Source organism: Helcobacillus sp. ACRRO, assembly GCF_022347125.1.
GTDB classification, from domain to species: Bacteria; Actinomycetota; Actinomycetes; order Actinomycetales; family Dermabacteraceae; genus Helcobacillus; species Helcobacillus massiliensis.
Genome location: NZ_JAKRNG010000002.1, coordinates 79,850 through 106,815 on the forward strand (window position 1 = coordinate 79,850; position 26,966 = coordinate 106,815).

29 protein-coding genes are annotated in these 26,966 nt (G+C 69.4%); 17 read left to right on the forward strand and 12 right to left on the reverse strand.

All coding sequences use genetic code 11. The features are described 5' to 3' along the window. Positions 1 to 4: 4 nt before the first annotated feature. Positions 5 to 925, forward strand: a complete 921-nt coding sequence (locus MHY20_RS01150) for a MaoC/PaaZ C-terminal domain-containing protein (protein WP_239373950.1) — start codon at positions 5 to 7, stop codon at positions 923 to 925. A 55-nt stretch (positions 926 to 980) separates the two neighbouring features. Beyond that, the gene (locus tag MHY20_RS01155; protein WP_239373952.1) at positions 981 to 1,253 is read left to right on the forward strand and encodes a hypothetical protein; all 273 of its coding nucleotides are present in this window, start codon (positions 981 to 983) and stop codon (positions 1,251 to 1,253) included. A gap of 67 nt (positions 1,254 to 1,320) precedes the next feature. Here the strand turns inward: MHY20_RS01155 and MHY20_RS01160 are convergent, their stop codons facing one another. Next, positions 1,321 to 1,638: an HNH endonuclease signature motif containing protein gene (locus MHY20_RS01160; RefSeq protein WP_239373954.1), complete on the reverse strand. Its 318-nt coding sequence runs from the start codon at positions 1,636 to 1,638 to the stop codon at positions 1,321 to 1,323. A gap of 745 nt (positions 1,639 to 2,383) precedes the next feature. Here MHY20_RS01160 and MHY20_RS01165 point away from each other — a divergent pair. From MHY20_RS01165 to MHY20_RS01195, 7 genes are all read left to right on the forward strand, one after another. Continuing rightward, entirely contained in the window at positions 2,384 to 2,671 is a 288-nt protein-coding gene (locus MHY20_RS01165; RefSeq protein WP_239373957.1) for a zinc ribbon domain-containing protein, read from the forward strand. A 67-nt stretch (positions 2,672 to 2,738) separates the two neighbouring features. Further along, positions 2,739 to 3,992, forward strand: coding sequence for a formamidase (fmdA, locus tag MHY20_RS01170; protein WP_239373960.1), 1,254 nt, complete (start codon positions 2,739 to 2,741; stop codon positions 3,990 to 3,992). A gap of 308 nt (positions 3,993 to 4,300) precedes the next feature. After that, positions 4,301 to 5,398 (forward strand): YeeE/YedE family protein, encoded by a 1,098-nt coding sequence (locus MHY20_RS01175; protein WP_183375556.1) that lies wholly within the window; start codon positions 4,301 to 4,303, stop codon positions 5,396 to 5,398. Positions 5,399 to 5,423: 25 nt separating this feature from the next. Then, positions 5,424 to 5,762 (forward strand): sulfurtransferase TusA family protein, encoded by a 339-nt coding sequence (locus MHY20_RS01180; protein ID WP_183375554.1) that lies wholly within the window; start codon positions 5,424 to 5,426, stop codon positions 5,760 to 5,762. 28 nt (positions 5,763 to 5,790) lie between these two features. Continuing rightward, positions 5,791 to 6,852 (forward strand): pirin family protein, encoded by a 1,062-nt coding sequence (locus tag MHY20_RS01185; RefSeq protein WP_239373963.1) that lies wholly within the window; start codon positions 5,791 to 5,793, stop codon positions 6,850 to 6,852. Positions 6,853 to 6,861: 9 nt separating this feature from the next. Then, positions 6,862 to 8,178, forward strand: a complete 1,317-nt coding sequence (locus MHY20_RS01190) for a methyltransferase (protein ID WP_239373965.1) — start codon at positions 6,862 to 6,864, stop codon at positions 8,176 to 8,178. A gap of 223 nt (positions 8,179 to 8,401) precedes the next feature. Then, positions 8,402 to 8,869, forward strand: a complete 468-nt coding sequence (locus MHY20_RS01195) for an OsmC family protein (RefSeq protein WP_239373968.1) — start codon at positions 8,402 to 8,404, stop codon at positions 8,867 to 8,869. A 158-nt stretch (positions 8,870 to 9,027) separates the two neighbouring features. On the opposite strand, the gene MHY20_RS01200 is transcribed toward MHY20_RS01195, so the two are convergent. The 3 genes from MHY20_RS01200 to purS form a co-directional block, all read right to left on the reverse strand. Next, positions 9,028 to 9,432, reverse strand: coding sequence for a DoxX family protein (locus MHY20_RS01200; RefSeq protein ID WP_183375548.1), 405 nt, complete (start codon positions 9,430 to 9,432; stop codon positions 9,028 to 9,030). A 205-nt stretch (positions 9,433 to 9,637) separates the two neighbouring features. Further along, positions 9,638 to 10,372 carry a phosphoribosylformylglycinamidine synthase subunit PurQ gene (gene purQ / locus MHY20_RS01205; protein WP_239373971.1) on the reverse strand — a complete coding sequence of 245 codons (735 nt, stop codon included), beginning with the start codon at positions 10,370 to 10,372 and terminating at the stop codon, positions 9,638 to 9,640. Further along, positions 10,372 to 10,629: a phosphoribosylformylglycinamidine synthase subunit PurS gene (purS, locus tag MHY20_RS01210; RefSeq protein ID WP_239373974.1), complete on the reverse strand. Its 258-nt coding sequence runs from the start codon at positions 10,627 to 10,629 to the stop codon at positions 10,372 to 10,374. Before purS ends, purQ begins: the two co-directional genes overlap by 1 nt. Before the next feature lie 96 nt (positions 10,630 to 10,725). Here purS and MHY20_RS01215 point away from each other — a divergent pair, with 96 nt between their 5' ends. Further along, on the forward strand, positions 10,726 to 11,484 hold the full coding sequence (locus MHY20_RS01215; RefSeq protein WP_239373977.1) for an MBL fold metallo-hydrolase: 759 nt from the start codon (positions 10,726 to 10,728) through the stop codon (positions 11,482 to 11,484). 114 nt (positions 11,485 to 11,598) lie between these two features. Next, positions 11,599 to 13,305 carry a metallophosphoesterase gene (locus MHY20_RS01220; protein ID WP_239373979.1) on the forward strand — a complete coding sequence of 569 codons (1,707 nt, stop codon included), beginning with the start codon at positions 11,599 to 11,601 and terminating at the stop codon, positions 13,303 to 13,305. An 84-nt stretch (positions 13,306 to 13,389) separates the two neighbouring features. Here the strand turns inward: MHY20_RS01220 and pflA are convergent, their stop codons facing one another. The 7 genes from pflA to purD form a co-directional block, all read right to left on the reverse strand. Continuing rightward, positions 13,390 to 14,238, reverse strand: coding sequence for a pyruvate formate-lyase-activating protein (pflA, locus tag MHY20_RS01225; RefSeq protein WP_239373982.1), 849 nt, complete (start codon positions 14,236 to 14,238; stop codon positions 13,390 to 13,392). A gap of 10 nt (positions 14,239 to 14,248) precedes the next feature. Then, positions 14,249 to 14,497 (reverse strand): autonomous glycyl radical cofactor GrcA2, encoded by a 249-nt coding sequence (gene grcA2 / locus MHY20_RS11540; protein ID WP_183375924.1) that lies wholly within the window; start codon positions 14,495 to 14,497, stop codon positions 14,249 to 14,251. 55 nt (positions 14,498 to 14,552) lie between these two features. Further along, positions 14,553 to 16,679 carry a pyruvate formate lyase family protein gene (locus tag MHY20_RS01230; RefSeq protein WP_275436354.1) on the reverse strand — a complete coding sequence of 709 codons (2,127 nt, stop codon included), beginning with the start codon at positions 16,677 to 16,679 and terminating at the stop codon, positions 14,553 to 14,555. Between the two features lie 125 nt (positions 16,680 to 16,804). Continuing rightward, on the reverse strand, positions 16,805 to 17,401 hold the full coding sequence (locus MHY20_RS01235) for an HhH-GPD-type base excision DNA repair protein (protein WP_239373985.1): 597 nt from the start codon (positions 17,399 to 17,401) through the stop codon (positions 16,805 to 16,807). Between the two features lie 135 nt (positions 17,402 to 17,536). Beyond that, positions 17,537 to 17,869: a hypothetical protein gene (locus MHY20_RS01240; RefSeq protein WP_183375532.1), complete on the reverse strand. Its 333-nt coding sequence runs from the start codon at positions 17,867 to 17,869 to the stop codon at positions 17,537 to 17,539. 81 nt (positions 17,870 to 17,950) lie between these two features. Then, positions 17,951 to 18,856 carry a phosphoribosylaminoimidazolesuccinocarboxamide synthase gene (locus MHY20_RS01245; RefSeq protein WP_239373987.1) on the reverse strand — a complete coding sequence of 302 codons (906 nt, stop codon included), beginning with the start codon at positions 18,854 to 18,856 and terminating at the stop codon, positions 17,951 to 17,953. Continuing rightward, positions 18,853 to 20,139 (reverse strand): phosphoribosylamine--glycine ligase, encoded by a 1,287-nt coding sequence (gene purD / locus MHY20_RS01250; RefSeq protein ID WP_239373989.1) that lies wholly within the window; start codon positions 20,137 to 20,139, stop codon positions 18,853 to 18,855. The genes MHY20_RS01245 and purD overlap by 4 nt, the downstream gene beginning before the upstream one ends. A gap of 127 nt (positions 20,140 to 20,266) precedes the next feature. On the opposite strand from purD, the gene truA reads away from it, so the two are divergent. The 6 genes from truA to MHY20_RS01280 all read left to right on the forward strand — a co-directional run bounded on the left by truA (position 20,267) and on the right by MHY20_RS01280 (position 25,872). After that, positions 20,267 to 21,145 (forward strand): tRNA pseudouridine(38-40) synthase TruA, encoded by an 879-nt coding sequence (truA, locus tag MHY20_RS01255; RefSeq protein ID WP_239373992.1) that lies wholly within the window; start codon positions 20,267 to 20,269, stop codon positions 21,143 to 21,145. After that, positions 21,142 to 22,698: an FGGY family carbohydrate kinase gene (locus MHY20_RS01260; RefSeq protein WP_239373994.1), complete on the forward strand. Its 1,557-nt coding sequence runs from the start codon at positions 21,142 to 21,144 to the stop codon at positions 22,696 to 22,698. The genes truA and MHY20_RS01260 overlap by 4 nt, the downstream gene beginning before the upstream one ends. A 280-nt stretch (positions 22,699 to 22,978) precedes the next feature. Continuing rightward, positions 22,979 to 23,425 carry a 50S ribosomal protein L13 gene (rplM, locus tag MHY20_RS01265; protein ID WP_239373996.1) on the forward strand — a complete coding sequence of 149 codons (447 nt, stop codon included), beginning with the start codon at positions 22,979 to 22,981 and terminating at the stop codon, positions 23,423 to 23,425. A gap of 40 nt (positions 23,426 to 23,465) precedes the next feature. After that, positions 23,466 to 23,957, forward strand: coding sequence for a 30S ribosomal protein S9 (gene rpsI, locus MHY20_RS01270; protein WP_183375520.1), 492 nt, complete (start codon positions 23,466 to 23,468; stop codon positions 23,955 to 23,957). A gap of 270 nt (positions 23,958 to 24,227) precedes the next feature. Next, positions 24,228 to 25,580, forward strand: coding sequence for a phosphoglucosamine mutase (gene glmM, locus MHY20_RS01275; RefSeq protein ID WP_183375518.1), 1,353 nt, complete (start codon positions 24,228 to 24,230; stop codon positions 25,578 to 25,580). A gap of 112 nt (positions 25,581 to 25,692) precedes the next feature. Next, positions 25,693 to 25,872 (forward strand): hypothetical protein, encoded by a 180-nt coding sequence (locus MHY20_RS01280; RefSeq protein WP_183375516.1) that lies wholly within the window; start codon positions 25,693 to 25,695, stop codon positions 25,870 to 25,872. 59 nt (positions 25,873 to 25,931) lie between these two features. Here the strand turns inward: MHY20_RS01280 and coaA are convergent, their stop codons facing one another. After that, a complete protein-coding gene (coaA, locus tag MHY20_RS01285) occupies positions 25,932 to 26,891 on the reverse strand; it encodes a type I pantothenate kinase (RefSeq protein WP_239373998.1) in 960 nt (319 codons plus the stop codon). Between the last annotated feature and the right edge of the window lie 75 nt (positions 26,892 to 26,966).

The following is a 26,966-nucleotide window of genomic DNA, read 5'->3' on the forward strand; positions in this document are numbered from 1 at the left end:
TCCCATGAGCGTCCGTGAACTCTCCAGCGTCCCCAGCTTCCCCGCGATCTGGGCGGCCGCGCTCGGCCGCCCGCCGCTGGTGCCCCGCGCCACCAGTCTGCCGCAGCGCCGCTACCGGGTCCGGGGAGTGAAAGTCGGGGCGGAGCAGTCCGCCCGGTTCGACCACCTGGTGGGCGCCGCGGCGTCCGACTACGTCCACCCGGGCCTTCTGCATGTGCTCGCGTTCCCGGTGTCGCTGTCGCTGATGGCACATCCGCGGTTCCCGTTCCCGCTGCTGGGGCTCGTGCACGTGAAGAACTCGATCCTGCAGCATCGACCGGTGCGCGTGGGCGAGGTCGTGGATGTGGAGTGCAGCGTGCGGAACATCCAGCCGCACCGCCGCGGCGCCACGTTCGAAGCGGTCTCGACCCTGTCCGCTGACGGGCAGATCGTCGCCACGGACGTCTCCACCTATCTGGCCCGCGGGGAGACCGCCCGAAAGATCGCGGCGCTGCAGGAGGAGGGCGCGTCGGCCGACGGGTCCCGTTCCGAGGACCGTGCTGCGAAGCGTGAGGAGTTCCAGCCGCCGAAGCCGTCGGCCCGCTGGAAGCTCGGTGGGGACACCGGCCGCCGGTACGCGGCCGTGTCCGGTGATGCGAACCCGATCCACATGTCTGCCCTGTCGGCGAAGCTGTTCGGCTTCAACCGGGCGATCGCGCACGGGATGTACACGGCGTCTCGCGCATTCAGCGAGTGCCTGCCGGATCTGTCACGGCCGCTGCGGTGGGATGTGGAGTTTGCGGCGCCTGTGATGATCCCGGGAACGGTGTGGGTAGCGTATGATGCGGAATCGGAGCGGCGCACCGAGTTCGTGGGCTATCGCGCGCCACGGAAGGACCGCCCGGCCCGGAAGAACTTCAGCGGCTCGGTCGAGACCCTCGGCTGAGGCCGTGGCGAGGTCCGGACGAGCATTGAGCCTGCGCGGATGCGAAAGGTGAGCGATGGGTTTCTTCGGTGGCAAGAGCGGCGATGTGATTCGTCTTGAGGCGGAGGTGAAGCGCCTGCATCAGCGAGTGGATCACCTCACCGCGCTGATGACGGAGATCCTTGGTGAGGAGCTGCCTGCGGAGTCTCCCCCGACAGATCCGTACGCACCGACTCAGTCCGAGCGGGAGCTGGCGGCTGCGGGGCGGAAGATCGAAGCGATCAAAGAGTACCGTTTGCGCACCGGTGCAGGACTGCGCGAGGCGAAGACGGCGATCGACCAGATCTGAACGAGTCTGCGCCGAACCGACACGGACGTGGGCGAGCCAACTCGGATCTATTCCGTGAGCTCTCGGCTCAGGTGCGGAATCGACGGTGTTTGGTGATGATCCCGCGTCCGCTGCGTGAGCGCCATCGGATGCCGGTTCCACCCTGCAGCGGCTCGGCGATGTCGCGGTCGGCTTTGCTGAGGTTGCAGAACGCGTCGAGCGCGGCGCCGTTCGCCATTGACGCAGGGCCGCCCCGGCTGTGCGGGCGCACATGATCGATGTGGTCAGTGACGCCGGTGCGCTGCAGGGTGCCATTGCAGAACGGCTTCTGGCAGGCGTGTGCGCGGCCAGGGCAGCGGGCCACTGTTCCGTTCAGCGCCGTCGGCAACGCCAGTGCCTGCTTCACGTCCTGCCGCCCCGCCAGTCTCCACCCCGTCGCCGAACCGCAGCGCGCTGGACCGAATCGCGTGCGTGAACGCGTCGGCCTCCCACCGGGCACGGACAAGCAGTCGATGCCGGATCAGCCGGTCCCGCTGCGCATCCGTATCAGGCTGCATCCGGTCCACGTTCTCGTTGATCGCAGTCATGACACACCCCCTCCGCGGCGGTCTTTCCTCTCGAAGTGCCTCAGGCGGGGATGGGAGCGGCTGCCGCCGGCGGCGAGGCGGGCCGACGCGCTGCCACGACGCCGCTCAGCGCTGCGAAGGGCATGAATGCGATCGGGTCACGAAATGACGTAGCGAAAACGGTGCCGAGAGCAAGAACAGCGAGTCCGCCTGCAGTGCCCGGCCCGGGCGGCAGCCACTGCGCCATGGCTGACTGAGGTTCACTCCATCTGCCTGTGCTGGGGACTCGTTGTCGCGCGCAATCCTCAGCGACACTGTCCGTGATCCGCCCAGCCCGGCCCACCGCCACAGAATTCGACGGATGTTCCGTATTCGCCGCGAATAGCGAACATCCGTCGAATTCTGTCTGCCCGCCCCCGCGACCAGGCCAGGCAGCCGGCCCCGAGCCCCATTTCCAGCGCTGAATCTGCTCCCCCGGACACGCCCCGGGCGGGGCGACGGCCGAGTGCTGCAAACCGGCAGGAAGGGCCCAGACATCTTCGAGATAGTGGCGACACCAGTAAGGCGCGTCACAAAGGAGTATCGATGCCCCTGTACGAGTTCAGCTGCGACGGCGGCCACCTCACCGAGAAGCTGCTGCCGATCAGCTCGGAGACTCGATCGATTGCGTGTCCGGCCTGCGATGGGGAGGCGACTCGGCGCATCAGCGCCCCCGCGGTCTCCACCGCGGACCCCACCCGCATGAAGCTGATGGACTCCACGCAGGCCACCGCGCATCAGCCGCAGGTGGTCTCGAGCGTCCCCAGCGGACTGTCTCAGCGCTCCACCCCGGTCACCCGGAACCCGCAGCACCAGAAGCTGCCGCGGCCGTGACCTGGGCCGTGCCCCAGCACTGAGACCCACCCTCCGGATTCCAACCCCTCCCCAAAGGAAGGCGACCATGCCGAAGAATCTGTTCCCCCTCGATTCGTCCAAGAAGTTCACCGAGCAGGAGAAGATCGGCCACAACCGCTGGCACCCCGACATCCCCGCGCAGGTCACCGTCAAGCCCGGCGACACCTTCCGCGTGGACTGCCGCGAGTGGTTCGACGGCCACATCAAGAACGACGACTCCGCTGAGGACATCGCCACCGCGCCGCTGCACACTGTGCACACCCTGTCCGGCCCATTCCGGATCGAGGGTGCGAAGCCGGGTGACCTCCTCATCGTCGATATCGTCGACGTGGGCCCGATCCCGCAGGAGGAGGGTCCGCTCGCCGGCCAGGGCTGGGGCTACACCGGCATCTTCGCGAAGAAGAACGGCGGCTCCTTCCTCACCGACCAGTTCCCCGACGCGTACAAGGCCGTGTGGGACTTCCAGGGCGGCACCTGCACCTCCCGCCACGTGCCGGGCGTGAAGTTCACCGGCATTGTGCACCCGGGTCTGATGGGCACCGCGCCCTCGGCCGAGCTGCTGAAGAAGTGGAACAAGCGCGAGGGCGACCTCATCGCGACCGACCCGAACCGCGTTCCTGCCCTGGCGCTCCCGCCGGAGCCGAACGGTGCCGTCCTCGGCAGCCTCGAGGGCGAGGAGTTCGACCGTGTCGCCTCCGAGGGTGCGCGCACCGCACCGCCGCGTGAGAACGGCGGCAACCAGGACATCAAGAACCTGACCAAGGGCACTCGCGTGTTCTACCCCGTGTTCGTGGACGGCGCGAACTTCTCCGTGGGCGACCTGCACTTCTCGCAGGGCGACGGTGAGATCACCTTCTGCGGCGGCATCGAGATGGGCGGCTTCATCGACCTGCACGTGGATGTGATCCCGGGCGGTATGGAGAAGTACGGCGTGAAGGAGAACGCGATCTTCATGCCGGGCAACACTCCGCCTCAGCACAGCCAGTGGCTGAGCTTCTCCGGCACGTCCGTCACCCTTGACGGCGAGCAGCGCTACCTCGACTCGCACCTGGCATACCAGCGGGCGTGCCTGCATGCGATCGAGTACCTGTCCACGTTCGGCTGGTCGAAGGAGCAGGCGTACCTGCTGCTGGGCGCGGCACCGATCGAGGGCCGCTTCTCCGGCGTGGTGGACATTCCGAACGCCTGCGCGACCGTGTACCTGCCGCTGGACATCTTCGACATCGACATCCGCCCGACCGCGGGCGACGTCCCGACGATCGATCCGGGCATCGGCGCGCCGAAGTTCGAGGTGAAGTGATCCGGTGAAGCGACCAGTCCGCGGCGTCTGAAGCGCCGGGGCTGATCGCGTGAGCTCCCCCGAGGGCGGGGTCGGCGGCGAAGGCCGCCGGCCCCGCCCTGTTCTGTGCGCCGGGAGGAGCCGGGCAGGGGAGAGCCCGTCCGCGGGGTCCCGGGATGTGACGTCGCGCTTGCTGAGTCGTCATCGGGAGCCATCTGCCGACATCTGCTTATGGGGGTCATAAGCAATCTGTGTAGTGTGTCGGCGTCCGGCCCGCGGCGGCGACCCGCCGCGGGCATCCTCATCACCGACCCCAAGGAGCCCTCCTCATGCTTCTCACCGGACTCGCCGTCGGCGTCGTCCTCGGCTTCGTCTTCCAACGCGGCCGGTTCTGCGTCACCGGCGCATTCCGCGACGTGTGGCTCAGCCGCTCGCTGCGCTGGCTCACCGCCTTCCTCGTCGCCGTCACCATCCAGGCGGTCATCGTCAACGTCCTCATCGGCGCGGACATCATCCACCCGGAGATCCCGAAGCTCGCGCTGCTGGGCGTCGCCGCCGGATCCTTCCTCTTCGGCATCGGCATCGTCCTCGCCGGCGGGTGCGCCACCGGCACCTACTACCGCTCCGGTGAGGGCCTCATCGGCTCCTGGATCGCGCTCGGCCTCTACGCCTTCACCGCGTCCGTGATGAAGTTCGGCGCGGGTCAGCAGATCACCGACTCCCTGCGCGACACCTCCACCCAGGCCACCACCATCCACGGCACCCTCGGTGTGCCGGTGTGGGTGCCGCTGGGCCTGCTCAGCATCGTCACGATCGCGCTCGTGGCGCGTCAGCTGTCCCGCCCGGCCCCGAGCTTCGTGGGGCTGCCCGCGAAGAGGACCGGGCTTGCGCACCTGCTTCTGGAGAAGCCGTGGGCGCCGCTGGCGACCGCTGTTGTGGTGGGCCTCATCGCCGCCGCCGCGTTCCCGCTGTCGGAGGCGGCTGGCCGTCCCGGCGGCCTGGGGATCACGACCCCGTCGGCGAAGATCGTCCAGATGCTCACCGCCGGTGACGTCTCGACGCTCGACTGGGGCGTGCTGTTCGTCCTCGGGCTCATCCCCGGGTCCTACATCGCCGCGAAGGCGTCCGGTGAGTTCCGCCTGCGCGCCCCGGACGCGCGCACCGCTGTGCGCGCGGTCATCGGCGGTGTGCTGATGGGTGCAGGCGCGGCCATCGCCGGTGGCTGCACCATCGGCAACTCCCTGGTGGAGACCGCGCTGTTCTCCTGGCAGGGCTGGATCGCATTCATGTTCACCTTCCTCGGCGTCGGCGCAGCCTCCCGCCTGTTCATCGTCACGCACCGCCGCGTCGGGGCCGAGCCCGTCCGCCTGCAGGCCGACGGTGCCGCATCGGACAAGCCCGCTGTGACGCTCGAACGCATCAGCTGACCCAACGACAGAAAGGACCGAGACCATGGGTTTCATTACGCTTCCCAAGCGCCGCCCCACCGTGGAGCGGCAGGTTCCGCAGAACCCGTCGGCCGCCCACGCGGACGCCGAAGCGCAGGCGCCGCAGACCGACTCGGGCGCCACCTACCGCCTCGACACCATCGGCCAGGTGTGCCCGTTCCCGCTGGTGGAGGCGAAGCGCGCCATCGAACAGATCGACCGCGGTGACCGTCTGCAGATCGACTTCGACTGCACCCAGGCCACCGACTCCATCCCCGCCTGGGCCGCATCCGCCGGCCACGACGTCACCGAGTTCCGTCAGCTGGATGCCGCCACCTGGTCGATCACCGTCCAGAAGGGATGAATCCAGTCGGGTGGGTCACACTGTCGGCATGGACGACCTCACCTCCCGCCTGCACGTGCTGCGCGGCCGCGAGGTCCCCCTCGGAGGGCCCCGCGGCATGACCGTCATGCGCACCCTGCCCCACCGCGACTGTTCGCTGGTGGGGCCGTGGTGCTTCCTGGACCAGTTCGGCCCGGATGACGTCTTTGCAACGGGCGGCATGCAGGTGGCGCGCCATCCCCACACGGGATTGGCGACGGTCTCCTGGCTGTTCGAAGGGGCGATCACGCACCGCGACTCGATCGGCTCGCATGTTCTGGTCACCCCAGGCGCGGTCGATGTCATGACCGCCGGTCGCGGCATCACGCACTCCGAATTCACCACGAACGACACCACCACCCTGCACGGAGTGCAGCTGTGGTTCGCGCAGCCCGATGCCCAGCGCTTCGGCGACCCGGCGTTCGCGCTCGCCTCCACCGAACGGATCGAAGCCGACGCCTTCGCGCTGCGCGCCGGGTTCGGCGAGCATTCGGTGACCGGCCCGGGTGACCAGGTTGTCACGGCCCGCGGCGACCTGCAGATGGGCGTCCCGCTCGACTTCCTCGAGATCACGCTCGACCCCGACATCGAGGTCACCGCTCACCTGGATGCGGGGCACGAGTACGCGGTCGTGGTGGACCGAGGGCCCGTCACGGTCGGGGCGGGGGAGCGTCCCGTGGTGGAGGCCGACGGGTACGACCTCGTCCTGGTCCCCGAACGCTCCGAGTCGGTGCGGCTCACGGCAGGGGAGGCCGGGGCGCGCGTGCTGCTGATCGGCGGGGAACCGCTCGGTGAGGACATCGTGATGTGGTGGAACTTCGTGGGCCGCTCCCACGAGGAGATCGCCGAGTTCCGTGCCCGCTACCAGCAGGAGATGGGCTTCGAAGGCGCCGACGGCGAGGCACTCGACCCCGACTCGGACGCAGCGCGGCCGGCGACTGAGGGGGACCTGCTGTTCGGGACGTTCCCTCCGAACACGCCGCGGCCGCTGCCGGCACCGCGCCTGCCCGGTGGGCGTCTGCGGTCACGCGGGCGCCGCCCCCAGGAGCGTCGCGAGGGCCGAGGCACGTAGTCTCGGGGCATGACCGACGCTTCCCGCTCCGCCGCGCACTCGTTCATCGCCGACTCCGCTGACGCCCCGGCCTTGGCCGCCACCGCTCCTGACGCGCTCGAGCGCCTCATCCTGCACGACGCCTTCGGCGACGCCGCTGACTCCGCGGATGGCGATGCCGCCCCGGCAAGCAGCGGCGATGCCTCAGCGGGGGATGTGCTCGTGCTCGGTGACGACACCGGCGCTCTCACCCTCGGCACTCTCCAGCACGCGGCCGCGGCGCGGGTGATCGTCCGCTGCGGCGCCGTCGACGCGGCGCAGCGTGTGCGCGCCGCGGCCGACCAGGCGGGGGCGGAGGTCGCGGGGCGCGTGGTCGTGGTCGGCCTCGACACCGACCTCCCGGGTGGGGCCGAGCTGGTGCCGGCATCCGTCGGCCCCCGCATCACCACCGCCCTCGGGCGGCTCCCGAAATCGCTCGCCGAGCTCGACCTGCTCGCCCGCGGCACCGCAGCGATCGCGGCCGACGGGGCCCGGCTTGTTCTCGGCGGCAACCAGAAGCACATGGCCCGCTCCATGAACGACGTCCTCGCCGGCGCGTTCGAGAACGTCCGCGGAGGCTTCGGCAAGGGCAAGCACCGCTGCCTCATCGCGACCGGCCCCATCGCCGGTGCGGCGGCGCATGAGGCGCAGCGGCAGGAGGTGCTCGGCGTCGGCATGCTGACCGGTTTCGGCGGTGTGTTCTCCGGTGCGAAGCCCGACCGCGGCGGCTCCGCTCTCGCTGACCAGGCGATCCGCTGGCTCACGGCCCGGAGCGAGCGTGCGGCCGGCGCGGAGAACGGGGGAGGGGCCGACGGGGCCGCCCCCGCGCGGGTGCTGGACCTCGGCTGCGGCAACGGCCTGGTGTCACTGCGCCTGTTGCACGCCGCTGCGACGAAGCACGGCCCTGGCGCAGCGCAGAGGGGCGACGAGGTGAGCGATGGGGGAGCGGCTGCTCTTGACGTCACCGCTACTGATCACCAGATCGACGCGGTCCGCTCCGCTGAGTCCACGCTCGCCCGCTACCGTGACCGCGCCCGCGTCACTTGGGATGATGCCGCCTCGCAGGTCGAGGACGCCTCGATGGACCTGGTGCTGCTCAACCCGCCGTTCCATGAGGGCGCCCGCATCGATATGACGCTCGTGCAGGGCCTGCTGGATGCTGCGCAGCGTGTGCTGGTGGACAGTGGTGAACTGCTGTTCGTGCACAACTCCCACCTGCGGTATCGGCCGGCGCTGGAGGCGCGGTTCGCGTCGGTGAACGAACTGCATCGCGACCGCATGTTCACGGTGCTGCGCGCCGTGAAGTGACCGCGCTCGCGGTCCCTCGAGCCCGAGCCGCTTCTTCTCCGCGTCGGTGAAGTCTGCGGTGCGGACTGACGGCACCTGACATGCGGGTTAACACTCGGCCGCACTGGACCACAGACCTCAGGTCGATGGTGTTCGGCGTGTCAGAGTGGAAGTGCCCCGGAGGGATGATCCTCGGGCGGCGACGCCTCTTCTGCGGAGCCTGACCCAGAGCTAGGAGATGACCATGGCCGACACCCAGTTCACCGCCACCGCCCAGTCCATCGAGGGACTGCAGGTGCGCGCCTCATCACGGCAGCACACCATCACCGTCGATGAACCTGCTGCACTCGGCGGCACCGATCTCGGCGCCAACCCGGTGGAGCTGCTGCTCGCGGCGCTCGGCTCCTGCCAGGTGATCGTGGCCCGCGCCTATGCCGAGGCTAGGGGCATCAACCTGCGCGACGTCGCCATCGACGTCACCGGCACCCTCGACCCCGACGGCTTCCTCGGCAAGAACCCCGACGCCAAGCTCGGCTTCTCCGCCATCACCAGCCGCTTCCGGATCGACGCGGAAAATACCCAGGAGGAGATCGAGCAGTTCGTGGAGTTCATCGAAGCGACCTGCCCGGTTCTGGATACGCTCGTCAACACCCCGCGGATCGCTGCGGAGGTCGCGCCCGCCGGTGAGGGCAAGGGCACTGCCAGCGCCTGAGGCCGTCGGCTCGGCCTGACCCCGTCGAGCCGCCAACACAGAAGCGCCGGCCCGTCCCCCGTTGAGTGGGGAGCGGGCCGGCGCTTCGTCACGTGCGCCGCGCGGTTGCGCGAGCGCTGAGGCCAGACGGGCCTCGAGTGTCGGCGGTGCCTGGTGTATCAGCGGTGCTTCTTGCCGGTGGCGGCAACGAACAGCAGGCCGCCGGCCATCGCGAGGTTCTTCTGGAACTGCAGTCGCTGCTGAGTCTTCTCGTCCTTGTCCGTGGACTCCCAGAAGGCGTGGCCCGCGAGAGTGGTCGGGACGAGGGCGCCGAGAACAGCGAGCGACGCGAGGCGCGGGACGATGCCGAGAGCGAGGGCGGTGCCGCCCGCAACCATGGTGCCGGAGCTGGCGCGGACCATGGTGGCGGCGCCGTACTGCTGGGTCTGCTCCGGCATCCACGCCTTGAGCTTGTCCTCGACCATGGGGGCCATGGCGTCGGCGTTCTTGAACGTGTTGTAGCCGTTGTTGATGAACATGGAGGCGAGGCCGGCCCTGCCGATGGCGCGAAGGAGCTTGCTCATGGTCACGTCCTTTCAGACGGATCGTCGAAGTGTTGGACGATACCGAATCGTAATCAGGCGGTCTCCACTGTCGCTGGGTGGTAGGGGCGGAGCGGAATCCCGTTGACTGCGTTTCAGCGCCCATTCCGACGAGAATGAGCGCTGAAACGCATGGAACCGGGCTCTGCCGGTCGGGCTGGCCGGCGGGGGCCGGGCCGGGCCGTCGTCAGTTCGCGGCGACGAGCGAGGACAGCACGGAGCTGAAGAAGCGGGCGCCGTCGGTGCCGGAGCGGGTGCCCTCACCGGGCATATCCGGGCCGAAGCCCGCCTCCACCGCGTGTTCCGGGTGCGGCATGAGGCCCACCACGTTGCCCCATTCGTTGGTGATGCCCGCGATCGCGTTCACCGAGCCGTTCGGATTCTCCTCGAACCCGGCGGGGCCGTGGGTCGCGCCCTCCACGTAGCGGAACACCACGCGGTTCTCCGCTTCGAGCATGTCCAGGGTCCGCTGATCGGCCACGTACTGGCCGTCCTGGTTCTTCAGCGGGATGCGGATGACCTCACCATCCGTGTAGTCCGTGGTCCAGGCGGTGCGGGAGGTCTCCACGCGCAGCGGCTGGTCACGGCAGATGAAGGTACGGTGCGCGTTCTTGATCATCGAACCGGGCAGCAGGTGCGTCTCGGTGAGGATCTGGAAGCCGTTGCAGATGCCGAGGACCGGCATCCCGCCCTTCGCGGCATCGACCACGCGCTCCATCACGGGAGCGAAGCGGGAGATGGCGCCGGCGCGCAGGTAGTCGCCGTAGGAGAAGCCGCCGGGGAGGATGATCGCGTCCACGCCGTGGAGGTCGTCCTCGTTGTGCCACAGGGCCACCGGCTCAGCGCCTGCGAGCTTCACGGCGCGCAGGGCGTCGCGGTCGTCGAGCGTGCCCGGGAAGGTGACAACACCGATCTTCGGCATCAGGCGGTCTCCTCAGCCAGGCGCACGGACACGACGTCCTCGATCACCGGGTTCGACAGCAGCGTCTCGGCTGCGCTGCGGATCTCGGCGAGCTTCGCCTCGTCGAGAGCGCCGTCGACCTCGAGCTCGAAGCGCTTGCCCTGGCGGACGGAGGAGATGCCGTCGAAGCCCAGACGGGGAAGCGCACCGGCGACAGCCTTCCCCTGGGGATCGAGGATCTCCGGCTTGAGCATCACGTCAACAATCACGCGTGGCATTCAGTTCTCCCTGCTCTGCGCGGCTCACAGGCGTTTCCGCGCATCATTCTCTGCGGTCTCTCCTAGTCTATTGCCAGGAAGGGAGTTGTTCGACTCGTGCGTGTCACACATTTCAAGCACTCCGCGCTGCTGCTGGACTACCCCGGGACCCGGATCATCGTGGACCCCGGCAATCTCGCCGACCCAGCACTCCTGCAGACCACGGGGATCACCGCTGTGCTGGTCTCCCACCAGCACCCGGACCACGTGACCCTCGACAACCTGCAGGTGCTGGTCGACCAGAACCCGTCGGCCGATCTCTTCCTCGAAGCCGGCGCCTATGATGAGATGCGCCAGCAGGCCGGCCCCGGAAGCCTCGGCGATTCGATGCGGCGCGTGGAACCCGGGAAGCAGTTCCAGGTCGGCACCGGCTTCGGCGGCCAGGTGACGGTCACGATCCGCGCCGTGGGCGGCGAGCACGCCACCATCCACCCCGATATCCCCAGCGTGGGCAACGTCGGGTACGTGTTCGAGGCCGACGGGTTCCCCACCGTGGGACACACCGGGGACAGCCTGGAGCCGCTCGATGAGTGGCGCGGCATCGACGCCCTCAGCTTCCCGGTCTGCGCGCCGTGGTCGAAGATGCAGGAGACCATCGACTTCCTGCGCGAGGTGAAGCCCGTCATCGGGATACCGGTCCATGACGCGATCGCCTCCCCGGCGGGGCGTGAGATCTTCATGCGGCTGGCCACGAACCTCGCACCCGAGGGCACGGAAGTGCGGGACTGGCCGGTGGACGGAGTGATCGTGCTGGGCCGCAAGGCGAGCGAGACCAGCCACAAGTGGCGCCCGTGGACGGGGGACCCGGACGACTGAGCCCGACCCCCAGTCCGGAGGTTACCTGAGGGAAACCTTCTGGTTCGGTTCTTGTCAACGCCCTTCTGTAGCGTCACGCAGGCGTTCCTGACCCCGCACAGAAGGCATCCCTCCATGCTTTCCCGTCGCACCCGCATCAGCGCGGCAGCACTGACCCTGTCGGTGGCCGCCGCCGTCGGCCTCGTCCCCGCCAGCACCGCTGCCGTGCCCTCTGCGGCCAGCTCCGTCGGCGCCGCCCCGACCGCGCCCACGTTCGGCGCCGCCGCCTCGAAGAAGACCAAGCCCGTCACCAACGCCGTCACCGGCACCATCCCCGCCGACGCGTTCGACGAGGAGAGCGGCCTGCCCGCCGACGTGCAGATCGCAGGCCGCACCGCGGTCAAGGACCCCCTCACCCCGGGCGATCACCGCAGCGCCGACACCCCCGCCGCCGCGCCCGGCGACCTGCCGGTGATCCGCGCCGACCTCGCCGCAGCCGACGGGAACGCCCTCACCTGGAGCGGCACCGTTGACCCCGCCCGCAGCGTCACCCTGCTCGCCCTCAACCACGACACCGGCCGCTACGAGGTCCTCGACACCGCTCGCGGCAGCGCCGACGGCGACACCGAACTGGCCGCCGCAGGCCCCGCGGGCACCATCTCGAACGGCCGCGCCACCGTGATGGTCGTCGGCACCGACCCGTTCGCCGACGACCTCGACGAACCGGTCGACGACGCGTTCGAGAACACCGAGGGCTTCGACTTCTCGATCATGCACCTCACCGACACGCAGTACATCACCGAAGGCGCGACCAGCCGCCCCAGCCCGAAGGAGCGCCGCGTCTGGGAGAACGGCTACAAGGACACCTACCGCTGGCTCGCGAAGAACAAGGACAAGCACAAGATCGCCTTCGCCGCCCACACCGGTGACGTCATCGAGAACTGGCACCCCACCGACCCGTCCGGCCCGTACGGCACCCGCCGCGCCGAAGGCGAGTACCGCTTCGCCTCCGAAGCCGAGCGCATCGCCGACGACTCCGGCGTTCCCCACTCCGTCATCCCCGGCAACCACGACAACCGCGGCGGCAAGGACACCGGCCCGGACTCCATGTTCAACGAGCACTTCGGCCCGGACCGCTACAGGGCCCTCGAGCAGACCGACGGCTGGCGCGAACGCAGCGCCGAATACCACCCGTGGAAGGAGGGCGACAACCAGAACAGCTACAACCTGTTCACCGCCTCCGGCCGCGACTTCATCGTCATCAACCTCGGCTACGACGTCACCGACGAAGAAGCAGACTGGGCGCACAGCGTCCTCCAGCAGTACCCCACCCGCAACGCCATCATCACCACGCACGCCAACGACAAGCCGTCGAAGCAGGCCGACGGGCGCGGCGACCACGACTCGCACGACGGTGAAGTCATCCGCAGCCGCATCGTGGAGAAGAACCCCAACGTGGCACTGGTCCTCTCCGGCCACGAGCACGGCGTGAACATCGCGGTGAACCGGAACGTGGGCCAGCCGGGCAACCACGTGGTGGAGCTGCTCGCCGACTACCAGTTCTACACGGTCGGCTCTGATGAGTTCGGCATCACCGATGTGGGCGGCTACCTGATCAACCGCCAGCTGCGCTTCGGTGCGAGCTACTTCCGCCTCCTCCAGTTCGATCTCGACCGCGGCGAGATGAGCGTGGACACCTACTCGCCGCTGCTGGACGACTTCGGCGCGAGTGAGCACGACACCGCCAAGCGGTACAACGGCAAGGAGGACGACTTCCGCGTCCCGATCCAGTTCCAGGACCGCACCACCGCGTTCTCGGCCGACGGGTTCACCGCCGCCTGAGGCGGCGCCCCGCGCTGCCGCTCACAGAACAGCGGCCCACTGAGCATCTGCTCGGTGGGCCGCTGCGGTTCAGCGGTGCTGATATCAGTAGGTGGTGATGCCGCGGGCGCGGAAGACCTCCCGGGCGGCCTCCACCTGCTCGTTGGTGGGTGGGGGAGTGTCCTTCAGCTGGTAGGCGAGCCCCAGGTTCTCCCACTTGTCCTGCCCCATCTGGTGGAACGGCAGCACCTCCACCCGGGACACCGTGGACCAGCGGGACGCGATGTCCGCGACCTTCTCGATGTTCGCGGGATCATCGGTCAGGCCGGGTACGAGCACGAACCGCACCCAGATCTCGGTGCCGGCCTCTGCGAGGCGGTCACCGAACTCGATGGTGGGCTGCAGGTCGCGGCCCGTCACCGTCTTGTAGGTGTCCTCGTCGCCGCTCTTCACATCCAGCAGGACGAGGTCGATGTCCTCGAGCATCTGGTCACTGACATGCCGGCCGAGGAACCCGGAGGTGTCGATCGCGGTGTGCACGCCCATCTCGTGGGCAGCGTGCAGCAGGTTCGCGGCGAACGCCGGCTGCATCAGCACCTCTCCGCCGGACAGGGTGATGCCGCCGCCGGAGGCGCGGAACACCGAGCGGTACCGGCGGATCCGCTTCACCAGTTCGTCCAGGGAGATGTCCTGTCCGTCCCGCATCACCATCGTGTCCGGGTTGTGGCAGTACAGGCAGCGCAGCGGGCAGCCGGAGAAGAAGACGGTCAAGCGGGTGCCGGGGCCGTCCACCGCGGTGACCAGCTCCCACGAGTGGATGCTTGCGAGCTCACCGGCACGGATCGAGGCGAGGCGGTCAGGGCGGTCCAGGACCGTCTCCTCGAGTCCTTCGATGCCGGCGCCGAGGCGACGCTCGGCGCCGGTGAGCAGATCCACTGCGTGGGGCTGGTTCATCGGTTCCGCCTCAGGCGTTCTGGTGGAACGTGCGGTTGAGGACGTCCAGCTGCTGCTCGCGCGTGAGCTTCACGAAGTTCACGGCGTAGCCGGACACGCGAACCGTGAGGTTCGGGTAGTTCTCCGGGTTCTCCATCGCGTCCTCCAGGGTGTCCTTGTTCAGGACGTTGATGTTCGCGTGGTACAGGCCGGAATCCATGTTGTTCTCCGCGCGGTTGGCCTTCATCGAAGCCAGACGCTCCTCGAACGTGGGGACCATGTCGGTGTCTCCTGTCGTGGATGCTGCTGCTCGGTTGTTCTCGGTGGTGGTCATGTCAGTCCTCCTCCATGATGAAGCCGGCGTCCAGGATGCCGACCAGGTTTGTGATCCGCTCCTCCTCGGTGCGTCCGAGGCCCTGCGGGGTGATCGTGTTGGTCAGCGAAATGCCGTCCAGCGCGTCGTTGTAGTCGAGCTTGCCCACGCTCAGCATGGAGGCGACCATGCCGTGCGTGTCCATGCCGTTCGCGGGGTTCGCGCCCGGGGAGAACGGGGTGCCGGCGCGGTGGCCCGACGGGAAGTTGCCCGTCGCCTTGCCGTACACCACGTTGGACGTGATCGTCAGGACCGACTGGGTCGGGATCGCGTCGCGGTACATCGGAATCGCGTTGATCTTCTGCATCACGGTGTGCACGATCGTCGCCGCGATGTCGTCAGCGCGGTCATCGTCGTTGCCGTACGCGGGGAAGTCGCCCTCCGTGCGGTAGTCGACGATCAGACCGGTCTCGTCACGGATCGGGGTGACCTTCGCGTACTTGATCGCGGACAGGGAGTCCGCCACGATCGACAGGCCGGCGATGCCGCAGCCCATCGTGCGGATGATCTCCGAATCGTGCAGCGCCATCTCGATCGCTTCGTACGCATACTTGTCGTGCGCGTAGTGGATGATGTTCAGCGCCTCCACGTAGGTGCCGACCACCCAGTCGAGCATGAGCTCGTACTTCTGCCACACCTCGTCGAAGTCCAGCGGTCCGTCGCCCTCGATCGGGGTGTGCAGGCCCGGTTCGGTGACCTGCTTGCCGGTGACCTCGTCGCGGCCGCCGTTGATGGCGTACAGCAGCGCCTTGCCGGCGTTGACGCGGGCGCCGAAGAACTGCATCTGCTTGCCGACCTTCATCGGGGACACGCAGCACGCGATCGCGGCGTCATCGCCCCAGCGGCCCCGGATCTGCTGATCCGACTCGTACTGGATCGAGGACGTCTCGATCGAGATCGCCGAGCAGAACTCCTTGTAGCCGGCCGGCAGCTCCGGGTCCCAGAAGATCGTGATGTTCGGCTCCGGGGCCGGGCCGAGGTTCCTCAGCGTCTGCAGCAGGCGGAACGAGGTCTTCGTGACCTGGGCGCGCCCGTCCGAGGAGAAGCCGCCGTCGGACCAGGTCGCCCAATAGGGGTCTCCGGAGAAGATCTGGTCGTAGTCGATGGTGCGCAGGAACCGCACGATGCGCAGCTTGATCACGAACTGGTCGATGATCTCCTGCGCCTGCTCCTCGGTGAGGGTGCCGGCGGCGAGGTCGCGCTCGAAGTAGATGTCGAAGAACGGGGAGAGGCGGCCGATGGACATGGCGGCGCCGTCCTGGCTCTTCACCGCGCCGAGGTACGCCATGTACGTCCACTGCACGGCCTCGTGGGCGTTCTCCGCAGGGCGGCGCACATCGATGCCGTACAGGTCGCCGAGGGTGATCAGCTTCTTCAGCGCCTTGATCTGCTCGGAGTGCTCCTCACGGTAGCGGGCCCAGTGCTCGGAGAAGCCGAGGTCCGCCATGGCGTCCTTCGCGCGCATCTTGTCCTCGATGAGGCGGTCCACGCCGTAGAGGGCGACCCGGCGGTAGTCGCCAATGATGCGGCCGCGGCCGTAGGCGTCGGGCAGGCCGGTGATGATGTGGCTGGAGCGGGCAGCGCGGATGCGCGGGGTGTAGATGTCGAAGACGCCGTCGTTGTGGGTCTTGCGGTACTTCGTGAAGACCTTCTTGACGTCCTCGTCCACCTCCTTGCCGGCCTCCTTGATGGCGGTCTCCACCATGCGCCAACCGCCGTTGGGCATCATGGCGCGCTTGAGGGGCACATCGGTCTGCAGGCCGACCACCACGTCGTCGTCCTCGCTGATGTAGCCGGCGGGGAAGGCATCGATGTCGGCGGGGGTGTGGGTGTCGACGTCGTAGACGCGGCGCTTGCGCTCCTCGGAGAGGTACTCCTTCTCCAGGGTGTCCCACACGCGCAGGGTCTTGTCGGTCGGGCCGGAGAGGAACGAGGCGTCGCCCTCGTAGGTGCGGTAGTTGCGCTGGATGAAGTCGCGCACATCGATCTGCTCGGTCCAGTCACCGGTGGTGAAGCCGTCCCATGCCCTCGCGGTGCCCTCCGAGCCGGACGGGCCGGTGGTGGGGGCCTTGTTGTCAGTGGCAGTCATCGCAGTCGGTTCCCTTCCTCTGCTCTCTGGTGCACCACCAGGCTATGGGGCCGGATCGAGAGGATGGTGGGACCAACGGCATGCAGGGCGGCCCCCGTCACGTGATGTGACGAGGGCCTGCGGTTTCACTGCTTCTTCGCTGCCCTCTTCATCGCCTGCTTCGTCTCCCGCACGGCGATGAGCGACTCCGGCGAGGTGATGTCGGCGACGCTGAGGGTGGTGCCGTCGGCGCCGTAGTCACCGGCTGCCTCCCGCCACCCCTCACCGGTGTAGCCGTACTGCTTGCCGAGCAGGGCGAGGAAGATGCGGGCCTTCTGGTCACCGAAGCCGGGCAGGGCCTTCAACCGTTTGAGGACCTCGCGGCCGTCCGGGTCGCCGTCGGTCCAGATCGCGGCGGCGTCACCGTCGTAGTCCTCGATGATCTGACGGCACAGCTTCTGCACACGCTCCGCCATCGACTTCGGGAATCGGTGCACCGCGGGGGTTTCGCGGAACGCTGCGAGGAACTGCTCGGGGTCCTGGTCGGCGATGGTGGCGGCGTCGAGGGCACCGACGCGCTGCTGCAGTTTGAGCGGGCCGGCGAACGCGGTCTCCATCGGGACCTGCTGGTCGAGCAGCATGCCGATGAGCAGGGCGAGCGGGTTCTCGGTGAGGAGGGAATCGGCGTCGCGGTTGTCTGTGATGCGCAGCGGCGCCGGGGCGGAGGAGGCTGAAGTGGTCATGCCTCCAGTGTGCACCACCGCGCGACCGCGGAGCGCTGAGGGTCTCTCGCCGGGCGGGGGGCGCCGGGGACCGGGCAGAGCGAAGGCCCCGCGGCGGATGCCAGCGGGGCCTTCAGCGTCAGTGTGCGACGGCGCTCAGTACGGGTACACGGCCTTCTCGGCGCGGCCGCGGGCGAGCCAGGCGAAGAGCAGCGGCACCAGGTACGGCGCGAACAAGGTGGCCAGCACGGCACCGGCCATCGACGGGAACTGGTGCGGCCAGTGGATGAACACGGCGAGGAACAGGAAGGTCAGCCCCATCAGCAGGGTGATGACACCGCCCACCACCAGCATCGGCGACAGAGCCAGGTTCTGCTCGCGGCGGTGCTCGGCGTGGGAATCAGCAGAGCGGCGCAGCATGATGCCTGCAGCGGCCATAATGATGCCGATCAGGGACAGGCCGAGCGTGTTGACAATCAGCGCCATCATCATTGGGGTGAGTCCTCCTCGTAACGATCTGCGGACATTGTGCCATGAACCAGCGGCCCGGGCCGCATCAGTGTGGGACGGTCAGAACCGCTCGCCCGTGAGCCGCTCCAGCGCGTCGATGTACTTCGCGCGCGTGGCCTCCACGATCCTCTCCGGCAGCACCGGCGGCTCCTCACCCGAGGCGCGGTCCCAGCCGGACTCGGCGCTCGTCAGGAAGTCGCGCACGAACTGCTTGTCGAAGCTCGGCTGCGCCTGGCCGACCCGGTACCCGTCGGCGTCCCAGAAGCGGGAGGAGTCCGGGGTGAGGACCTCATCGCCGAGGACGAGCGAGCCGTCGGCCCGCGAGGTGCCGAACTCCAGCTTCGTATCCGCGAGGATGATGCCGCGCTCGCGGGCGAAGTCAGCGGCCCGGCGGTACACCTCCAGCGACGCCTCCTCCGCCTGCGCCCCGAGGTCCTCGCCCACCAGCTCGCGTGCTTGCGCGACCGTGATGTTCTCGTCGTGTCCGCCGACCTCCGCCTTCGTGGACGGGGTGTAGATCGGCTCCGGCAGGCGGGAGCCGTCCTCGAGCCCCGCCGGGAGCGCATGCCCGCCGACGGATCCCGATCCGCGGTAGTCCGCGAGCCCCGACCCGGTCAGGTAGCCGCGCACGATGCACTCCAGCGGGAGCATATCGAGCCCCTGGCAGCGCAGGGCCCGGCCGCGCACCGGCTCCGGGACGTCCTCGGCGCTGATGACATGGTTCGGGACCACGTCCTTCAGCAGGTCGAACCACAGCACGGACATGCGGGTGAGAATGCGGCCCTTGTCGGGGATGCCGGGCTGCAGGGAGAAGTCGAATGCGCTGATGCGGTCCGTTGCCAGCACCAGCACCTCCCGCGCGGTGCTGAGCGACTCGCCGGCGGGGACGTACAGTTCGCGGACCTTGCCGCTGACCGCGTGGTCCCAGCCGTCGAGGCGCGGGGCGTCCAGCAGCGCCTCGCTCATGCCTCCACCTCACCGGCGGCTGCGCGCTGGGCGATGTCGGTGCGGAAGTGCGACCCCGGCAGGGTGATGTGGCTGATCGCCATCTGCGCGCGGGAGCGGGCGTCTTCGAGCGACTCGCCGACCGCCACGACGGACAGGACGCGGCCGCCGTCGGACACGAGCTCGCCGCGGGGGTTCAGGGCGGTGCCGGCGTGGATGATGTGGGCGCCGAACTCCTCCGCCTTCTCGATCCCGCCGATGACATCGCCCTTGCGGGCGGACTTCGGGTAGCCCTCGGAGGCGAGGACCACGGTGACAGCGGCGTGGTCGTGCCAGCGCAGCGGCTCCGCCTGGTCCAGTTCGCCCTTCGCGGCCGCCAGCAGCAGCGGCGCGAACGGGGATGCGAGGCGCTCCAGCACCACCTGGGTCTCCGGGTCGCCGAAGCGCGCGTTGAACTCGATGACGCGCAGGCCCTGCTTCGTGCGGGACAGCCCGCAGTACAGGATGCCGACGAACGGCGTGCCGTCCTCCCGCATGGCATCGACCGTGGGCTGCGCGACGGTGCGCACGACCTCCTCCAGCACGGACTCGGTCTCGATCCACGGCAGCGGGGAGTAGGCGCCCATACCGCCGGTGTTGGGCCCCTGGTCGAAGTTGAAGGCGCGCTTGAAGTCCTGCGCGGGGGCGAGGGCGCGCACGGTGGTGCCGTCGGAGATGCAGAACACCGACAGTTCGGGGCCGTCGAGGAACTCCTCGATCACCACGCGGCCGCCCGGTGCGGACAGGGCCGCCTCGGCATGGTCGAGGGCGTCCTCCTTGAAGATGGAGACCACCACGCCCTTGCCGGCGGCGAGGCCGTCGTCCTTCACCACGTAGGGGACGCGGCCCGACGGGTTCATCGCATCCAGCGCCGCCTCCACATCCTGCAGCTTCGTGACGGTGACGGAGCGGGAGGTCGGGACGCCGGCGCGGTGCATGACGGACTTCGCGAAGTCCTTGGAGCCCTCCAGCTGCGCGGCGGCCTGCGACGGGCCGAACACGGTGATGCCGGCGGCGGTGAGGTCATCGGCGAGGCCGTTGACCAGGGGCGCTTCGGGGCCGATGACCACGAGGTCGATCGCGAGGTCGCGGGCAAGGGCGATGATGCCCTGATGGTCCGTGACGGCGATGTCATGGACGGTGGCGAGCTCGGCGATGCCGGGGTTGCCCGGCGCGGCGTGGATCTCAGGGGCAGGGGAATCGAGGGAGAGACGGCGAACGATCGCGTGTTCGCGGCCTCCGTGACCAACAACCAGAATCTTCACAGGCGCCAGCCTATCGCGCTGGAGCACCCGTCGGGCCACCGGGCAGGCGGGGCCTGTGACCGGTCTCCGGTAGTCTCAGTCGCGCCCCATCTCGCCCGCTGCTCCGCCCGGAAGGACCGCCCCGCTGATGCGCATTCGCCTGGACCTCGCCTACGACGGCACGGACTTCAGCGGCTGGGGCATCCAACCGGCCCTGCGCACCGTCCAGGGTGAGGTGGAGAAGGGGCTGTTCCGGATCCTCCGCCACGAGGTGCGGGTGCATGTCGCCGGCCGCACCGACGCCGGCGTCCACGCCACCGGCCAGGTGCTGCACGTCGACGTCCCCGAGGAGGCGTGGGCGCGGATGCCGGGCCGCAGCGACCGCACCCCCGGCCGCGCCATGTGCGAACGCCTCGCCGCTGTGCTGCCCCGCGACATCGTGGTGACGGACGCCCGCGCCGTCTCCGATGACTTCGACGCCCGCTTCTCCGCGCTGTCCCGCCGCTACCGGTACCGCATCGCCGATTCGATCGCGACCCGCTCGCCGCTGCGGCGCGACGTCATGAACCACAAGCGCCCCCTGGACGCGGAGGCGATGGACGCTGCCGCGCGCGCCCTCATCGGTGAACACGACTTCCTCTCCTTCTGCCGCCCCCGCGAGGACGCCACCACCATCCGCACCCTCCTGTCGATCTCGTGGGAGCGCGTCCCCCTGACCGACGGCGCCGGCCACCCTCTCGCGGATGCGGGACTGGTGGTCGCGGTGGTGGAGGCCGACGCGTTCTGTCATCACATGGTCCGCTCCATCGTGGGTGCGAGCGTCGCCGTGGGGGAGGGGCGGGCCGACGCCGCCTGGATGGCGGCCCTCGTCGCGACGCCCCGCCGCGACGCCGCCGGCAGCGCCCCCATGTTCGCGCCGCACGGACTGACGCTGGAGTCAGTCGGCTACCCGGAGGATGACCAGCTCGCCGCGCGGGCCCAGCAGACCCGCGGCAAGCGCGGCGACACGTGGGTGAGGCCGGCATGATCCTCGCCGTCGACGTCGGCACCACGGCGCTGAAGGCCGCCCTCGTGGATCGTGGCCGAGTCCTCGCAGCAGCGAGCCGCGCCTACGCGACCCACGCGCCGGGGACGGGCGCCGCCGAACAGGACCCGGACGACTGGTGCGCCGCCCTCACCGCGGTGGTGGCGGACCTGCTGGCGCACCCGGCGTGGTCCGATGTCGAAGCGATCGCGCTGACGGGGCAGATGCAGACCCTGGTGCTCGCGGAGGAGACCGCTGCAGGCTCCGGCCCGGCCGGCGCGGATCCGGCCAGAGCCGGTCATCGAGCCCCGTGCACGGGGCGCGCCGTTCTCTACAGCGACACCCGCGCCGCCGCGGAGGCCGACGAGATCCGCCGCGCCGTGCCCGACTGGGACGAGATCACCGGGAACCTGCAGGGCCCGACCGCGAACCCGGCGCAGTGGCTGCGCCTGGAGAGCACCCGTGAGCCCGCCACCGACACGGGCGCGGTGCGGCGGGTGTTCTTCTCCCCGGCGGGTCTGCTCGCCTGGATGCTCGGCGGCGACGCCCACTGCGATGTCACCACCGCCAGCGCCACCGGTCTGCTCGATGCCCGCACCCGCACGTGGAGCGAGGCCATCGCCCGCGCCGCGCACCTGCCGATGGGTGTGCTGCCCGCCGTGGGCGGCGGCGACATCGGGACCGTCACGACCGAGGGGGAGTCGCGCTTCGGCGTCCCGGCCGGTCTGCGGATCCACCTCGCGCCCGGTGACGCAGCCGCCGCCACGCTCGGCATCGTCGGGGGCTCCGACGGGCCCACCGAGTACATCTCGCTCGGCACGTCCGGCTGGGTCGCCAGCATCCAGCCGCTCGGCGCCGCACCGGCACGGCCGGAGGCCGAACACGCCCTGCTCCTCGACCCGCCGCTGGATCAGCATGTCCTCCGCATCGGCGCGCTCCTGTCCGCAGGCGACACCGCCGCCTGGGCTCGCCGTACCCTCCTCGGCGGCGCCTCCCCGCAGGAGGCCGACGCGCTCCTGGAGGCCCGGCTCGATGCCACCGGCTGCACGCCGTCGGGTCTGCTCGCCCTGCCGTCCCTGCGCGGTGAGCGGTTCCCCGTGCGCGCCGACCGCATCGGCGCCGCCATCATCGGCATGCGCCCGGACACCGACCAGGTGACTATGTACCAGGCGGTGCTGGAATCCGTCGGCCTCGCCCTCGCGAACGCGCTCCCGCCGAGCGGCGCCGCAGACGAGCAGTCGCCCGAAGCGGCCCTGCTGCCCGTCGTCGGCGGGGGAGCGGCCTCCCGGCCCTGGATGCGCCTCATCGCCGCGATCACCGGCCGGGACGCCCTGCCCGCCACCGCTGCCGACGCCGCCCTCCTCGGCGCAGCGCTCGCCGCCGGAGACGCCCGCCGCGAGGATCCGGTCCGCGACGCCGCTGCGGGGGAGCGGGCCGACGGGGCGAGCGCCGACGTGATCCCGGCACCCGCCGGCCGCGATCACCGGTGGGACGTGCTCCGGGCGCGGCAGCTCGAGCTGTTCCGCGCAGTCGCCGCCCTCAGCGACGAGATGTGAGCCATATCCTGTCGTGGAAGTGAACGGGCCTCATTGACCGCCTGAACAGCGCGCCGGTAGAGTGGACTGCTGTTGTGCCATGAATGCGCGCCCAACGCTGCCGATGATCTCACGCTTGGCGCGAAAGGCTCCTCACACGCATTCCGGCCCCCGCTCGCGAGGGCCAAGCACTGCAATCTATGGCCATGCTTTGAACCAAAGGAAGCGTGTCCACGGTCCATTCGAACCGTGTCAGCGGCGCTCCGCGTCGCGGCACAACCAACGAGAGAAGAAGGCACGAGTGCGTACGTTCACCCCGAAGCCCGGCGATGTCGAGCGTTCCTGGTACGTCATCGACGCAACTGATGTCGTCCTCGGCCGGCTCGCTTCCCAGGCTGCCCAGCTGCTCCGCGGCAAGCACAAGCCGGTCTTCGCACCCCACGTGGATGCAGGCGACTTCGTCATCATCATCAATGCGGACAAGGTTGCCCTGACCGGCAACAAGCGCGAGGACAAGCTCGCGTACCGCCACACCGGTTACCCGGGTGGCCTCCGCTCCGTGAAGTACAGCGAGCTGCTGGAGAAGAACCCCGAGCGCGCCATCCAGAAGGCGATCAAGGGCATGCTCCCGAGCAACAAGCTCGCTGCTCAGCAGATCAAGAAGCTGAAGGTCTACGCAGGTGCCGAGCACCCGCACGAGGCCCAGAAGCCGGTTCAGTTCAACGTCGCCGACCAGGTCGCGCAGTAACGGCCCTGGCCCGCGCGCTGAAAGAAATCTGAGGTTTACAGTGGCAGAAGAAACCACCCCAGTTGAGGAGTTCGAGGGCGAGACCTCGAACTACACCACCGAGTCGAGCTCCAACGCCGCCGTCGGCGAGGGCAAGTCCGCTGTCGGTCCGGGCTACGGCACCGGCCGCCGCAAGCGCGCCATCGCGCGCGTCCACGTCAAGCCGGGCTCCGGCGAGTGGGTCGTCAACGGTCGCAGCCTCGAGGAGTTCTTCCCGAACAAGCTGCACCAGCAGGAAGTGAACGACCCGTTCACCCTGCTCGACCTGCAGGGCCGCTTCGACGTCTTCGTCCGCGTCATCGGCGGTGGCCCCTCCGGCCAGGCCGGTGCCGTGCGCCTCGGCGTGGCACGCGCCCTCAACGAGGTCGACTCCGAGTCCAACCGCCCGGCCCTCAAGAAGGCCGGCTTCCTGACCCGTGACGCCCGCGTCCCGGAGCGCAAGAAGGCCGGTCTCAAGAAGGCCCGCAAGGCTCCGCAGTTCTCGAAGCGCTGATCCAGCCCTTCCGCTGGTGCCGGTCCGCCGGCACCTGACTGCAGCACGAACACCGTCCGCATTCCGCGGGCGGTGTTCTGTGTTCAATCGCCCCGGCGAGCGCGCCATATCCCACATCGACCCGTGGATCGCGGCGGCGGCCCCAGGGCGGACCCGGCCCGTCCCATTACGATGAGTGCGTCCGTGTCCGCACCCCGGACCGGACCTGACGCGACGCCCCCACCGGGGCGCCGCGACGGCATACGACTGCCCCACCAGATGGAGGAGACAATGGCGCGACTGTTCGGCACCGACGGTGTGCGAGGACTGGCCAACAAGGACATCACCGCGGAGCTCGCGGTTGAGCTCGCTGTCGCCGCAGCGCACGTGCTCGGCCAGCTCGGCGCATTCCACGAGGACGGCACGAAGCCCCGCGCGATCATCGCGCACGACCCGCGGCCGTCGGGCGACTTCATCTCCGCCGCCATCGCCGCCGGCCTCGCCTCCGCCGGCGTGGACGTGGAGGACGCCGGTGTGCTGCCCACCCCGGGCCTCGCGTACCTGGTGGAGTCCACCGGTGCCGACCTCGGCGTGATGGTCTCCGCCTCCCACAACCCGCATCCGGACAACGGCATCAAGTTCTTCGCCCGCGGCGGCACCAAGCTGCCCGACGAGGTCGAGGACGCCATCGAAGCGCGTATGGGGGAGGACTGGGAGCGTCCGCAGGGCACCGCGGTCGGCTCCATCACCCGCTTCGACGGCGCCGTGGACGCCTACGTCAACCATCTGCTGTCCACGCTGGACTCGCGCCTGGACGGCGTCACCGTGGTGGCGGACTGCGCCAACGGCGCCGCCTACGAGACCGGCCCGAAGGTGCTGGAAGCCGCCGGCGCCACCGTGCATGTCATCGGTGACCGCACCGACGGCAAGCAGATCAACGAGGACATCGGCTCCACCCACCTGGAGCAGCTGCAGGCCGCCGTGAAGGAGAAGGGCGCCGACCTCGGTGTCGCCTTCGACGGCGACGCCGACCGCTGCCTCGCCGTCGATGCTGACGGCACCGTCATCGACGGCGACCAGATCATGGCGATCCTCGCCGTCGACTTCCAGGAGCGCGGCAAGCTGCCGCAGAACACCCTCGTGGTCACCGTGATGAGCAACCTCGGCCTGAAGCTCGCCATGCAGGAGCACGGCATCCAGCTCGCCCAGACCGCAGTCGGCGACCGCTACGTGCTCGAAGAGATGAACTTCGCCGGCTACCGCCTCGGCGGCGAACAGTCCGGCCATGTGGTCATGACCGAGTACGCCACCACCGGTGACGGCGAGCTCACCGCCCTGCACCTGCTGCAGCGCCTCGTCACCTCCGGCAGGTCCGCGGCAGAGCTCGCCACGGTGATGACGCGGATGCCGCAGTCGCTGATCAACGTCAAGGGCGTGGACAAGACCCGCGCCAACATCGACGCCGGGGTCATGGACGCGATCAAGGACGCGGAGAAGCAGCTCGGCACCACCGGCCGTGTTCTGCTGCGCCCGTCCGGCACCGAACCGGTGGTGCGCGTCATGGTCGAGGCCCCGACCGATGAGCAGGCCAGCGAGGTGTGCGAGAAGCTCGCCGCCGTGGTCAAGGAGCGCCTGGCGCTCTGATCCGAACGGGCCTGCGCGCCCGATCATCCATGGGGCGGGCCCGGCTCGGGCCCGCCCACACATCTGTCCCCGCACCCTGCCCCTTCTGTTCGAGCACTCGGGAGTTCACCCCATGCAGCCGCTGCGCATCGCGTTCCTCGTCATCGCCGTCCTCGGCGTCCTCCTCAGTGCGGCTGCGCGGCTGCTGGGCCTGCCGCCGGAGGTGGTGCGCCGCCTGCGCATCATCGGGCTGTCCGCGGCACTGTTCGGCATCGCCGGGTTCTGGGTGCTGGCGCTGGCCAGCGACCACTGAGGCCGGGAGCCGTCGGCCCGCTTCGGACGGCGCCGCGCACGCCGAGGCGGCTGCGGTGATCAGATGCGGCGCAGCAGCACCGAGCGGACCTCGTGGTCCGAGCTCTTGCGCAGGATCAGGTCGGCGCGGCCGCGGGACGGCTGCACGTTCTCCCGCAGGTTCGGACCGTTGATCGTGTCCCAGATGTGCGCGGCGGTTGCGCGCGCCTCATCGTCACCGAGGTCGGCGTAGCGGCGGAAGTAGCTGTCCTCCTTCGCGAACGCGGTCGCGCGCAGCGACAGGAAGCGTTCGATGTACCAGCGGCGGATGTCGTCCTCGCGGGCGTCCACGTACACGGAGAAGTCGAAGTAGTCGGAGACGGCGATGCCGACCCGGCCGTCGGCGCGCACCCGCGGCGCCTGCAGCACGTTCAGGCCCTCCACGATCAGCACATCCGGCCGCTGCACGCGGACGAACTCGTCCGGCAGGATGTCGTAGCTGATGTGGGAGTACACCGGCGCCAGCACTTCGCCCTGGCCGCTCTTCACATCCGCGACGAACCGCAGCAGCGCGCGGCGGTCGTAGGACTCGGGGAACCCTTTGCGGTGCATGATGTCGCGGCGCTTCAGCTCCGCGGTGGGATAGAGGAACCCGTCGGTCGTCACCAGCTGCACGCGCGGCGTCTCCGGCCAGCGCGCCGTCAGCTCCCGCAGCAGGCGCGCCGTGGTGGACTTGCCGACGGCGACGGAGCCGGCGACCCCGATGATGTACGGGGTGCGCCGTGCGTTCTGATGGAGGAACTCGTTGCGCACGTCCCGCATGGACTGCGCGTTCTGCACCTGCAGGTTGAGCAGGCGGGAGATGGGCCGGTACACCTTGTTGACCTCGTCCATGTCGAGCCGGTCGCCGAGGCCGCGCAGCGTCTCGATCTCGTCCGCGGTCAGCGGCAGCGGCGTCTCACCGGACAGGGAGGCCCAGTCGTCGCGGGCGATCTCCGTGAAGGGGGAGAGGGATGGGCTCGCATGGTCGTGCACAGTCACAGCCACCATTGTTCCACGGACGCGGCGGATGCTCACTTCTGCACGCTCGCGCGAAGCGCTCCGCAGGCTCGAGCA